Source organism: Cryobacterium sp. TMT1-3 (assembly GCF_004402315.1).
Classification (GTDB): domain Bacteria; phylum Actinomycetota; class Actinomycetes; order Actinomycetales; family Microbacteriaceae; genus Cryobacterium; species Cryobacterium luteum.
The window spans coordinates 1-11,610 of the sequence record NZ_SOFW01000026.1; the positions used below are offsets into that span (position 1 = coordinate 1).

The following is an 11,610-nucleotide window of genomic DNA, read 5'->3' on the forward strand; positions in this document are numbered from 1 at the left end:
AACGCTCGCCAGTGTCAGCCGTGATTTGAGTACGGCGGTCGAGAACCGGGGAGACATCACAATTATCGCAATGCTATCGAAGGACAGGCTTGACCTCGCGCGACGGATTCTAGTCGTTCGACTCGCCAGCAGTAAGCCCGCTGATGCCGAACAAGTCGAGATCACCGTGATCTACGACCAGGTGGAGTCCGTGCGTCAGCTGTTGCAATTCGGAGCCCACCTCCGTGTCACGAGTCCGCCGGAGGCGCGGGCTGTTATGCGGGACGTTGCCACTGCCATGGCGGCCCTGTACTGAGGCTGACCCGGCAGCAGAGCCCAAAGCACCTCTCCACTGCGGCATCGTNACGGGAATTAGGTTCGTCGGTGGCTGGAAAGAGGTGTGCACGCGAGTACGAACATTTGTGCAGACGACTTCGAAAAATGACACCGATTAGTTTCGTCATTTCTGTTGCCGGGGCGTCTCATAACTAATGGCGAGTACCACGGTTCAGGCATGCGGTTATGCGACGTAGTTATGAGAATCGGCGTGCCGCACGATTCCGGCGATCGCGGAGGGAGCCGAGACATGGGCGTGAGAGGTCTTGTATCCCTAGGGTTACAAGACATGAAATCATGTCGCAGATAATGCACCCTTGCGGCTGTTCTCGTCGGAAGGGACAAATGAGCACTCCGGTGCGCCTTGGCCGGGGAATCCCGACGAAACGAATCCCGACCGATTGCCGACCGCCCAATGGGCAAGGTCGGTGGTCCACATTCGGCCGCAGCGAACTGGCTCTGCGCGACTGTGCCCCAGTTCACACCAGTACCGTAGCCTCGAAACGTGATTGAGGAGCAGCCTGTAAGTGGGAGTGACGGCCAGTACCGCCGCGTGGTCGACCCGAGGACGCAGCTTGAGATGCTCGTGCCCGCGGAAATCCCAGACGATCGCGCCGTCGACCATGCCCGGCGGGAGCAAGCAGGCGAGCTGCACCGGATCCGGTTCTTCCTGGACTGGGGCCATGACTATCCGTTATGGGAGAGCTTCACTGACAAGTACGCAATGGAGCCGGACGATTATGGCATCTCCTCTGAACTGGGCCGACGCCTTAACGACTGGTCGCTTTTCTGGCAACGTCACTTTGACCCGTTTGACGGCTGGGACGAATCCAGGAATCAGACTCGATGGTTGACGACGGGAGATGAGTTAGTGCGTCTGCTTGAGGTTGAGGTCTATGACATCGCGGTGGTTTTGCCCCAATTCCGCCCCAGCTGAAGAAATCGCGTGCCGGAGGCTCTGGTGCAACTGTTCGCCGTAGCGCGCTCGAGATCGCTATTTACGGAATCTTAACTCGAGCACACGAGACGCCTCACAAGCCATGGGATGCGACACAGCCAAGCCTGGTCGATCGTCGGCAGCCGTCGGCTGGCCACAACGAGACGCTCGACGAACTACCCAGGTGCCGATAGGCACCATTGCTGGCATTTCTGCCGGGCGGAGTAAACGGACATCCCAAATACAACGTGCTGCGGGATCCGGGTCGCTGCGGACGCGCCCGCTGGCCGACGGGCACTTGCTTGAAACTGAATCAGGCCACCAAAACCCGTGCTCGGAAACCATCAGCTCGGAGCCAACGGGGGGAATCGATCCCGGTTGTGTCCGTAGCATGAAGCCTGCTCTTCACAGCGTCTGATCTCGACGGACCCATCCGATCGAAGCGATTGGAAAGCTACTGTTGCAATGACCGCGTGAAACCGCCCCATTGATCTGAGGCGAATACAGGGACTGGTAGATGCTTTCGTGCAGGACGTGCAGGACGTGCAGGACGTGCAGGACGTGCAGGACGTGCAGGACGTGCAGGACGTGCATCTAGGGCTGCCCGGGATAATCGAGGCGCAATTGGTGGCTGATCTGACGCGGGCTCCACTGCTCCAGCAGGAGTTTCTGAATCGCGTCCCGCAACAGAGGGCTCCCCGCTATCTTCCCCAGGCGCGGCCGTTTCCGTGCAGCATCGGCCAAGGCTTGGGCAGCGTGCGGTGCATAACGTTTCAGGCGTGGGGACCGATTTCGGATCACCTCACGGCTGACCGTCGACGGACTTCTCCCCAATCCGGCCGCGATCTGACGCAGGCTCTCGCCGGCTTGCAGTGCATCAGCGATATGGATCCGCTCTGGTTCGGATAGGTATCGCGACGAAATCGTCGGTGGCGTCTTTAGCGAGATCGGCGCGTAGGTCTTCGCGCGTCCTTGCGCGTTCGTCACTGTCCGCCGTGCCACCATCGCATGCCTGTACGCCGGTTGATGTTAAGTGTTCGGCGCGCCTCGACGTTGCTGATTCCTTGCCTCATCAGCTGAGCATATTTGTTGCGTGTCTCGACCATCGGCAGTGCGCCGGTGCCCTTTTGCCGCTTTCTTGGACTATCTAGCATCGCTTCTCCTGAACGTCAGGTGTTGCGACGTTGGCTAAAAACCGCTGTTCGCCAGAGGCTCCTCGGCAGGCCTCTACGCCGACGGTGTGGGCTCCCAGGCCAGGACTAGATCAACGAGCCCGGGGAATCGCTCATTGAGGTCACCCAGTCGAACCCGGCTGCGCCGCTCCAACCCGTATTGCCGTTGAGTGAGAACCCCCGCCTCGCGCAGTGCTTTGAAGTGATGCGTCAGTGTCGATTTAGGACGATCGAACCCGAACCAGCCACAGGTGTGGTCGAACTCATCGGAAGAGGTCAACAACCGCTGGACGATCGTGATCCGCAACGGCTCGGACAGGACAGCGAAGACCCTGTCGAGCCGGATTTCATCGGAGGCCGGCTCAGGAAGACCCGGCGGTCGTTCCCGTTCAGTGGGCGGGGTGACGTACGTCGGGGCAAGAAGATCCAGTGCATGAGGAGACATTGTTGTTCGACTTTTCTCGTACTAGGCGATAAGTTCGTCTTTATGCGAACTAGTACGAGTTTAGTCGGACAAGCCTTGGATGGCGAACGCACCAGCACCGCACCGAGACCATTCGGCAGGCCCAGTCGCGGTTTAGGCTGGTCCATCGCCGCAGCTGCAACGGTGACGGCGGTGTTCCTGCTTTCTAACTCGGCAACCCCCCTGTACGGACATTGGCAGGCCGAATGGGGGTTCGAGTCAGGCCTGCTGACAATCATCTTCGCGACGTACATCGTCGGCCTGGTCGCAGCATTGATCATCGCCGGACGCCTGGCAGACCGGTTCGGTCGCAAGGTGGTTCTTGTTCCGGGCTTGGCAGCGGCGGTGATTGCGTCGGTATTGTTTCTTGCTGCACAAGATGTGATGTGGCTGCTGGTCGCCCGGCTACTCGCCGGCGTCGCCGTCGGCACGGCCGTAACCGCAGGTATGGCCGCGGTGGTCGACCTCGCACCCGAACACCGCAAACGCACTAGTTCGCTCATCGCTTCTGTCTCGATGGTTTTCGGCGCCGGTCTCGGACCACTCCTGGCCGGCGGCCTCGCCGTGGCAGGATCACCCTCTACCCAACAACTCGTGTTCACCGTCGTATTGTGTGTCGAAGTCGCCGCGCTCCTCGTGGCGATCGTGCTTCCGCTGAAACGACCCGTCACACAGAACAAAGTTCGTCTGCTGGCTTGGCCATCGGCTCCGCGGGAAAACCGCCGCGAACTCCGATGGGGCATCGGCGCGTTTGCGCCGGGCATCACCGCCACATCCTTCGTGCTCTCCCTCGGCCCGACCGTGCTCGGCCACGTTGGCGCGCCAGGTGCCTTCGTGACCGGAGTGGTCGCCTGCGCCATGTTCCTGGTGGCCACCGGTATTCAGTTCGCGCTCGCCCGCCTGACCACTCGCGCTCACCTCGCACTGAGCTCGACCACCGCAATAGCTGCGATGATCTTCATGGTCCTGGCCGTCACAGTCGTACCGTTTGCTGCCGCCGCGATCATCGCAGCGCTCCTCGCTGGTGCCGCGCAAGGTCTCGGGCAACTCGCAGGCCTGTCGCTGATTGCCACGCACATCACCCCAGGAAAACGTGCAGAGTCCAACGCGGCCTTGAACATCGGGGGCTACATCCCTGCAAGCATCGCCTCAGTCCTGGTGGGATACGCAGCTGACGCGTTCGGTCTCTCCATCTCAGTCACCCTCTTTGCCTCAACCCTGACAGCCGCTGCGATAGTCGCACTCATCGCAACCGGCGTCAGCGTAAAGCGACACACTGCCGAGTCCGTCACCGAAGGAGAATCAGCATGACCCGCCCCCTCGTTATCGTCGCCCATCCTGACCTACCGTCCTCTCGCATCAACCAAGCGTGGCTCAAAGCCCTGAGGAGCAGCGACGATACCGACGTTCACATCCTTGGCGACGCCATCTCAAATTCACCGATGTGCGTAACCACTGAGCACGAGAGGTTGTCCGCGCACGACCGGATCATCCTGCAGTTTCCCATGCACTGGTACAGCGCACCGGCACTGCTCCACGCGTGGCTCGACGCAGTGCTTGAGCGCGGTTGGGCCTACGGGCCCGGGGGACGCGCATTGGAAGGCAAGGAACTCGGCATCGCCGTTTCCACTTGGTCCAGCGCTGAGGACTACTCCAAGCTCGGCCGGTACCACCGCACTCTCGACGAGCTCACCTCAGCCTTTGAGGTCACCGCAATCCGTGTCGGCATGACCTACCTCGGCGGTCACTTCCTCACTGGGGTCGGTCACATCACCGACGAACAGCTCACGGTCGACGCGCGTGAGTACGTCGCCTGGACCGTCCAGGCGACCGGAGCCTCTCCGCCCGCCTGACAAAGTCAGGCCGCTCCCTGCAACCGCCGCTCCTGCGGCTATGCGAGATACCTCCATCCTTCTGCAAACAGGAAACTGGCGAGGGGGGTGCACTCCGCTCGACGCAACACTCATGATTTCGCCGCAAGAAACGCGCACTCGACGCCACTCCTGGCGCTGTCTGTGAGACGCCTCGTAACCCATGGGATACAAGACGCTGACCCCGCTGGGGACCGGTGTAGGCAGTCAATTCGATGCGCCAAATAGCGATCACCGAATGCCACCAGAGAGCGCAAAAAATCACACACGTCCCAACTGCTGAAGCTCGCGGGCGTCGTTGCCGCGGAACTGGCTGCTCGCCAACGTTCAGTTTCGGGTGGCTGAGGATTCATGCAAGCGGACGGGACAATAGGGTCATGGCATCAGCGAGCGACGACTTCAACCTGACGATGAATGAGCTGCGAGCTGTGGTCCGATTCGCCGCCGAGAGTGCACAGACCGTGCTCGCGGAGTTCGAGGCCGACGCCCCAGACGACATACGTCCGCGCGAAGCACTCACCGCAGCACTGGCATTTGCTGGGGGAGCACCGCGAACGAACCTCCTACGAACAACCGCCTTTGCTGCTCATCGCGCAGCAAAGAGAGCGCCGACCGAGACTGCACAGTTGGCGGCGCTCGCTTGCGGCGATGCCGCGGCCGCCGCGTACCTTCACCCGATCGCGAGGGCGACGCAGGTCGGTCACATACTCCGGGCCGCTTCCTGTGCTGCGCGGGTCGACGAGCTGAAAGCGGGTGGCGATGAGAGCGTGGGCGGGGGAGCCATCAGTGCACTCGCAGCGCAAGCCACCCTTCCCATTCCCGATGTGCTTCGCCGGTATCCGGTCGCACCGCGGGGAAGCTCGCGACTGTCACAACTCATGAGCGCACTTGATGCTGCCATCAGGGACCGAAACTAGGACCCGAAAGCGATCCTGCCGAAACCACGTTTCAATACGGGCCACGTTTGTGGCATCCTTCGCGATGCCCGACCGCTGACGCCGCCGATGTGCCTCAGAACGCATGGGAGACAGAACAGGCATCCTGGAGTACCGACCGCTCCTAGCCGATACGTTCGGTGGTGCCCGCCACCGACTATGGAAGTTCACCGACCAGATACCGCTGCAATGTCGGCCCGATGAATGCGACGAGCTCGTCCCGACCCATCGAAACCATTGGTGGAAACGCCAGGATGTACCGGGCGAGCGCGAGCCCGAGCATCTGACTTGCGGCAAGTGCCGCCCGCTCCTCGACGCGATCGGTCCCAAGCGCAGCGACGATGGGCACGAGCTGAGCCCCGAAGATACCCCGCATGGCTGCGGATGCCTCGGCGTTCGTCACTCCGGAACGTAGCAGCACCCGCAGGCTCTCGTTGGCCTCCCATAATTCGAGGAAGTGCGCCGCCAGAGCTTCCCCGACGTAATCATGCGGCAGTGCTGCGAGATCGGGTAACTCGAGTGCGAACTCGCTCGCGTGCGCAAACAAGTTCTCTTTGCTGCCGAAGTACCGGATGACCATGGCAGCGTCGATCCCCGCCGCCGCTCCGATGGCGCGCACCGTGCTGCGCTCATAGCCGCGCTCGGCGAAGTGGGCGCGAGCGGCGGCGAGGATAGCGCGCCGGGTATGTTGCGATTTGTTCGTCATTCCTGTCATGCGGACAGCTTATGCCAACGATCGTTGACTTAAAATGCGGAACGTTTTAGCGTTAGTGACCATGACTAGCGATCCTGACATTTGGACCAAAGCCGTTCTCGTTGAGCCGTCAACGAGCGGCTTTGTGCACCTGGCGGTTTCCACGGGTGGCTGGCCGATTCCGCCGGCGATGCCGAGCGCAAAGAGACGGGCAGCAAGGAGGCTCATGCATGAGCTGGTGGACTCGATCCGCGGCGACGTGGTCGAGGCGACAGTGTTCACAGCACTTATCCGCGCACCGGGTGGTCGCGCGGCTGCCGCCGAAGTCGCGTACGACCTGGTGCTGCTCGTCGAGACTCATGATCTCGACGCCGCGCGCGAGCTCGTGGCATCAGACTCTTGGCGCACGCATGCCGTGCCAGTGATCGCGGCGGGCGCGGCGCACCTGCAGTTCGTCGCCGCTAACACTCGGCGAATCGCGCCCGTCGACCATTCGCGGGGCGGCGTGTTCCTGTTCAACTATTTCAGCGCCCCCACGGTCGAGGCCAATTTGTACGCGTGGCAGTACACGGCCGGTTGGTTCCAGGACCAGACCGGTCTCGACAACTCGACGGTGCTGCAGCCCGTCGACGATGGGCCGTTCTCGCTCGTCAACCACTGCCGCTGGGATCACCTGGTCGACGTCATGCCCGCTCTGGCGTGCAAGCGCAGCTTCGGAGAGTTCGTGTTGCGTGTGTTTCAGGAGAACGGCGTGAAGCCGCGTCCGCTGCTGTTTCGAATCAGCCGAAGCTGAACGTGGCCTAAGGTGTGTCTTTGAGAAAACCGTGGTGAGTCAGGCTGCGTTCAGTGGGATGAGTGTTGGTTCGTAGCCGAGGGATTGCATTTGACGAAGGAGGCGTTGTTCGGCTCGCAACGGTGAGGATTTCTGGGTCTGCCAGTAGTCGTTGCATGGCTTGAGCGGGTGTGAAGCCGCGTGCGTGGTGAGCAGAGCCAGACTCCGGGGTGCAGCGGCAGCGAGTTCGCACCGCGATGAAACTGAACCAACCACCAGGAATCTATTCTGTCTACTGGACCCGCCGACTGACGTTGAAGGCAACGTTCAGAATTGTCTCGCGTACGGGCGACGGTGCCCGTGTCAACGACGCCGCATGTTGCCACACGCACAGCCAGGTTTCCAGCAAGGCTTTGTCGGCCTGCCCGCGGCTTCCCAATATGTCTCTACAAACTATGAATGTTTCCGTTCCGAGTTCGTCGTAGAGACAACTGAATGCGAACATATTTCCATGGGCTGTTTCGTCGAGCATTACCCGCAGGACCTCCGAGCGCGTCGTGGTACTGCCGAACGCAGCAAGGCCGTTTTTACGAGAAAATCTCATAACTGTAGTTAATCCCATTGGGGTGAAATCGTTCGGCGCTTGCAATCACGCACAATCACTAGTAGGCAGAAGGCTTGAACTTAGGCAGACTATGGTTCGTCGGGGGCGCGTCTTGCGACACCGTCTGGCGTTCAAATGTTCGCAGGCTCCGGCTGCGCGAAGCACGCGCAGTTGAAAAAATGAAGTAAGCAGGCTCTGAAACCACCCACGGTTGCGTCAGGAGAGCCCTATTTTCGGTCGGCGTTAACACCGACGTGGTTTGTGACCCCGATGCAGCTCTTGGGCATTTACGCGTCGAGCTCAGACATTCTTCGGTAGAGCGTGGCCCGGGACATACTGAGGTCCTTTGCGACTTGGGCTGCTGATTCGTCAGCATTGATGAGTCGGCGAGCGTTTTGGATCTGGCTATCAGTGAAGCGTGCTTGGCGCCCGCCGAGGTCTTTGCCGGCCGCGCGGCGTTTGCTGATGGTAGACGGACTGCTGCTCGAAAACGACAACGGGCACAGCCAAAAACACGGCCACGGGCGCTGAGCGCTGAGGGTGTCCGTCCATTCCACGTCTCGAAGGTTATGGCCCTCTGATCTGGCTCGTTTTCGACCTGTCCAGCTGGAAGGTCGCGCGCTTTTTGCCCCCTGTATTTTCGTCGTCATGACTGACCTTGTCCACTTTGTCCTGACGACTTCTTGGGCCTACGTTTACCTTCTGTTGGTTGGCCTCGTCCTCGTTGCTCTATCCACGCGTGTAAGTGAGGATAACGAGTCCTGGGTTTCCGAGCCCGCCCATAGCGCGAGACCGCCGTACCGCTGGGAAAAGGGCAGCAAACCAGATCACATCAGGACGAAGCATCGCTTCGAGAGGCGGGAAGCATCCCGCACCGCGTGTGCGCGCGGTGACCGCAAAGCATCTCCAGATTCGCCTGCAAGATAATGACCGGAGCAGTCGAGCCGCCGTATCACGGGGCAAGGCAACACCGACTGGGCCGCGTCTTGCTCTAGGCGCTCAGTCGGCGAAGCGGGTGAGGCGGCGCAGTCCGTCTTCGGTGAGGCCTTCCGCAGTCGGTTGAAGGGCGGTCTGGAGGCGGTCGCGGAGTGCCGGCGTTTCTCCGGGGGTTATTGGTTTTCGAGAGATACTGCGCGCTTTGTTTTTCCTGGTTAGAAGCTAATATGCGGTCGTGACGTGCGCGACTGGTGTAGTGCACGTGGGCTTTGTAAAGGTTCGGTTTAGCCTCTGCCGGTGTTGATTTGTGTCATGAGTTCGCGGTTGGCTCTGCGGGCGGCAGCAAGGTCCTGATTGCGTTGTTCGAGTGCCTCGCGGAAATCGATTATCACCGGTTCGAGTTCGGTGATTCGCGAGGTGAGCCGGTCGTAGTCGGCGGGTCCGCCCAGTCCGGCATCGCGCCAGGCTCTATGGCAAAGCTCTTGGGATAGTTGTATTTCGCACTGCTGAACTGTGTCTGTGAGGCGCTTCGCTCGGTGGTGAGCAGCGGCCAGATCGGCGATCAATGAAACCCTGCTGGAGGTGGGGCCGCGGGTAGGGTCATCGGACGGTTGCGATTGGATGGTGTGCAGTTGTTCGATGAGGTCGCGGTGACGATAGAGGAATGAACGGTCGACGCCTGCTCTGCGTGCAATGTCCGCAGCGCTGACGCTGGTGCCAGTGCCCAGCGTTTCGGACAACGCGGCCACCAACACGCACGCGTCGACGCTGGCTGTCTGAGCGGCGGCCCATGATGGCTGCGGCGGTCCGCACGCTTGGTGGCAGTCCGGCGAGGTTCATTGGCGTTCCAACCAAATATCGGGATGGGGCTGGCGGACCTGGGGCATCCCAAGTGACACGGTTCGGTGGCGGCGTGGAAGGGTCACGGTGACCTCAACTTCGGTGCGGTGCGCCGGGGTGAGCGGGTCAAGTCGGGCTTCGACCTTGCTGATCAGTTGGCGGATGCGGGTGATTTCGGTCTGGGACGGGAGCGCTTCGTCGCGGGCCCAGTCCTCCAAGTCCTGGGTGGCGAGTAATGTCTCGCGGTTGCGAAGCAGGTCAGCGAGGTGGGCGTTCAAGTCCGGCAGGTATGACACATCGGTGCGAAAATGGTCGCAGCCCACGCAGCGAAATTTCTAGGGACACGCATGGCCGTCGGCTTGAACGGTGGACGGTTCGGTGCAAACACCGAAGGGGACGATGACCTCACACGCGTCTGCCGACCTGTTCAGTCGCATCGTGCCGCAATTGCGCCCTAAGCCGGACGGCGGATTCAACCGCAGGGAGTGGCGGCGTCACTGTACGAACGGGTGTGGTTCGCCGGTGTGCGCAAGCCAGACGTCTTCCAGGCTCCTGATACGGTGAACAAAACTTAATCGAACGGGGAACTTATGAGTAGGGGAACGCTCTTCGCAGCCGTCGCAGCTCTGGCTGTGATCTTAACCGGTTGTTCCTCGATTGGGCCTCAGGCGAATATTCCGGCTCCAGCGGGTACCCCAACGATCACAGAAGAGAAAGGGACGAGCCCCGAGTCTCGTGCCCCGCCGGACCATTTGGTTGTGTCTGCGAGTAGTATTCAGGTCGTTCTGGACGATGGAACGATGGGTGATGAGTTCGGTTATTTCGAACCCATTGAACTGGTGGTCGCTGCGCTCACGGATGTGTTTGGGGGAGAACCCGTCATGACCAACTATGAAGGCATCCCTTCGGTGGACTACGACTGGAGCGGAGTGTCGATCGGCACGGACGGCCCTGCGCAACGTCCCACCAATCCGGAGCTCATCATGCGCGTCACGGCGGCAGAGGTCCATGGAATAGGGATCGAGACCGTTGACGGCATTCAAGTCGGTGATCCGGTAGCTGTTCTCGAAGTTGCAAATCCCTCACATCGTTGGCAGCGTGATGGCGTAGAGGAGTTGGTGATCAAGGTCAATTCGGTTCCTGTTACCCCTGAGGACAACGAGCGAACGTTTTCCGTGGAACTCAGGTCTTGTCCCGCTGACGGCCCCGTAACCCAATTTGCTGCCCCAATTAAGAACTTTGAATAGTGACCTATTGGCCGCCTGTATTCATTACCGATAGCGAGCCGTTGTAGTCGCTTAAATCTGGCAACGCCCAGCGGGACGTTTCGTGTTGACCAGGAAGGTCGACCTCCCGGCTGCGTGATCGGGTGATCGAACCAAAGCGATAACAGTCAGCACGCCAAGCGCCACCACTGGGTCACGCTTCCGAGGCTAAGCCCGGAGAAGAACTAGCCGGGGACACGATCAACTCCGTACTGCATTCATCCAAATAGTGACATTCCAGTTCTACAGGCCAGAGAGAAAAAGTCCCTGAAGCGTTGCGCTCAAACACGGCCTGACCGGTATCGTCTGAGAAATAGCACTGTGCTAGTGAGGGTTTCGCGCCTCCTCGGCGGCAGCAAGGGCGTGCCGCCGGGCAAGACGCCGGCGATGAGGAACGCGGTCAGCCCAGTGTGTGCACGCTTCGGCTCTTACCTGATCGAATCGAGTGTTGCGACGTCGGCTGGAATACGCCGCCGGCGATGGACAGGATGCTGCCGGAGACATACCGAGAATGGGCACGGGTACTGCTCCGGTGAGGCTAAGCCTCGATCCACCGGTCGAGTTGAGGTTGTGACGGCGCGTTAAACCGAGAATGCCTATCGGATCAGGAAAAATAGAACTTACTTAGGGTTCAATTTGACCGCTCCGAGAGGCACCTCGTAGATGCAACTTTTCCATACTTCGAACCGCTTGTCCGCCACCTTCGACGACACAAATCTCGTGTCGGCCGCAGGGCTCGTCCCCGCGCTGGCGTTGGCGGTGAAAACAGGTCTCGGGGAGCTCGTCGACGCCCGGTTGAGCGTGCC

The 11,610-nt window shown here is 60.6% G+C and carries 12 protein-coding genes and 1 pseudogene; 8 read left to right on the top strand and 5 right to left on the bottom strand.

All coding sequences use genetic code 11. The features are described from left to right. Together E3O25_RS08965 and E3O25_RS08970 are read left to right on the top strand one after the other, a co-directional pair. Positions 1-295 (top strand): WYL domain-containing protein (locus E3O25_RS08965; protein WP_241988550.1); only part of this gene is annotated, 295 nt, incomplete at its 5' end. A gap of 525 nt (positions 296-820) precedes the next feature. Beyond that, the gene (locus tag E3O25_RS08970) at positions 821-1,252 is read left to right on the top strand and encodes a hypothetical protein (RefSeq protein WP_092112881.1); all 432 of its coding nucleotides are present in this window, start codon (positions 821-823) and stop codon (positions 1,250-1,252) included. A 594-nt stretch (positions 1,253-1,846) separates the two neighbouring features. On the opposite strand, the gene E3O25_RS17905 is transcribed toward E3O25_RS08970, so the two are convergent. Continuing rightward, complete coding sequence (locus E3O25_RS17905) at positions 1,847-2,257, bottom strand: helix-turn-helix domain-containing protein (RefSeq protein ID WP_092112879.1); 411 nt, start codon at positions 2,255-2,257, stop codon at positions 1,847-1,849. Positions 2,258-2,677: 420 nt separating this feature from the next. Between E3O25_RS17905 and E3O25_RS08990 the strand changes: the two genes are divergently transcribed. The 3 genes from E3O25_RS08990 to E3O25_RS09000 all read left to right on the top strand — a co-directional run bounded on the left by E3O25_RS08990 (position 2,678) and on the right by E3O25_RS09000 (position 5,675). Beyond that, positions 2,678-4,198 carry an MFS transporter gene (locus tag E3O25_RS08990; RefSeq protein WP_241983837.1) on the top strand — a complete coding sequence of 507 codons (1,521 nt, stop codon included), beginning with the start codon at positions 2,678-2,680 and terminating at the stop codon, positions 4,196-4,198. Further along, entirely contained in the window at positions 4,195-4,740 is a 546-nt protein-coding gene (locus E3O25_RS08995; RefSeq protein ID WP_092112873.1) for an NAD(P)H-dependent oxidoreductase, read from the top strand. Before E3O25_RS08990 ends, E3O25_RS08995 begins: the two co-directional genes overlap by 4 nt. 395 nt (positions 4,741-5,135) lie before the next feature. Continuing rightward, on the top strand, positions 5,136-5,675 hold the full coding sequence (locus E3O25_RS09000; protein ID WP_134360974.1) for a putative immunity protein: 540 nt from the start codon (positions 5,136-5,138) through the stop codon (positions 5,673-5,675). Between the two features lie 175 nt (positions 5,676-5,850). On the opposite strand, the gene E3O25_RS09005 is transcribed toward E3O25_RS09000, so the two are convergent. Beyond that, complete coding sequence (locus E3O25_RS09005; RefSeq protein WP_092112871.1) at positions 5,851-6,399, bottom strand: TetR family transcriptional regulator; 549 nt, start codon at positions 6,397-6,399, stop codon at positions 5,851-5,853. Positions 6,400-6,613: 214 nt separating this feature from the next. Here E3O25_RS09005 and E3O25_RS09010 point away from each other — a divergent pair, with 214 nt between their 5' ends. Further along, entirely contained in the window at positions 6,614-7,180 is a 567-nt protein-coding gene (locus E3O25_RS09010) for a hypothetical protein (protein ID WP_092112869.1), read from the top strand. An 870-nt stretch (positions 7,181-8,050) separates the two neighbouring features. Here E3O25_RS09010 and E3O25_RS17910 read toward each other — a convergent pair. From E3O25_RS17910 to E3O25_RS09025, 3 genes are all read right to left on the bottom strand, one after another. After that, entirely contained in the window at positions 8,051-8,413 is a 363-nt protein-coding gene (locus tag E3O25_RS17910; RefSeq protein ID WP_338419442.1) for a helix-turn-helix domain-containing protein, read from the bottom strand. Positions 8,414-8,983: 570 nt separating this feature from the next. Next, positions 8,984-9,439, bottom strand: a complete 456-nt coding sequence (locus tag E3O25_RS09020; RefSeq protein ID WP_198410973.1) for a hypothetical protein — start codon at positions 9,437-9,439, stop codon at positions 8,984-8,986. A gap of 96 nt (positions 9,440-9,535) precedes the next feature. Continuing rightward, complete coding sequence (locus E3O25_RS09025) at positions 9,536-9,835, bottom strand: hypothetical protein (protein ID WP_198410974.1); 300 nt, start codon at positions 9,833-9,835, stop codon at positions 9,536-9,538. Between the two features lie 504 nt (positions 9,836-10,339). On the opposite strand from E3O25_RS09025, the gene E3O25_RS09030 reads away from it, so the two are divergent. Continuing rightward, entirely contained in the window at positions 10,340-10,786 is a 447-nt protein-coding gene (locus E3O25_RS09030; RefSeq protein ID WP_092112865.1) for a hypothetical protein, read from the top strand. A 681-nt stretch (positions 10,787-11,467) separates the two neighbouring features. Then, positions 11,468-11,610: pseudogene (locus E3O25_RS09035) on the top strand (IS1380 family transposase); the annotation flags it as partial.

Coding starts and splice junctions, on each gene's coding strand:
- E3O25_RS17905 (WP_092112879.1), bottom strand. CDS start 2,257: ATGGTGGCACGGCGGACAGTGACGAACGCGCAAGGACGCGCGAAGACC.
- E3O25_RS09030 (WP_092112865.1), top strand. CDS start 10,340: ATGGGTGATGAGTTCGGTTATTTCGAACCCATTGAACTGGTGGTCGCT.
- E3O25_RS17910 (WP_338419442.1), bottom strand. CDS start 8,413: ATGACGACGAAAATACAGGGGGCAAAAAGCGCGCGACCTTCCAGCTGG.
- E3O25_RS08995 (WP_092112873.1), top strand. CDS start 4,195: ATGACCCGCCCCCTCGTTATCGTCGCCCATCCTGACCTACCGTCCTCT.
- E3O25_RS09010 (WP_092112869.1), top strand. CDS start 6,614: ATGCATGAGCTGGTGGACTCGATCCGCGGCGACGTGGTCGAGGCGACA.
- E3O25_RS09005 (WP_092112871.1), bottom strand. CDS start 6,399: ATGACGAACAAATCGCAACATACCCGGCGCGCTATCCTCGCCGCCGCT.
- E3O25_RS09000 (WP_134360974.1), top strand. CDS start 5,136: ATGGCATCAGCGAGCGACGACTTCAACCTGACGATGAATGAGCTGCGA.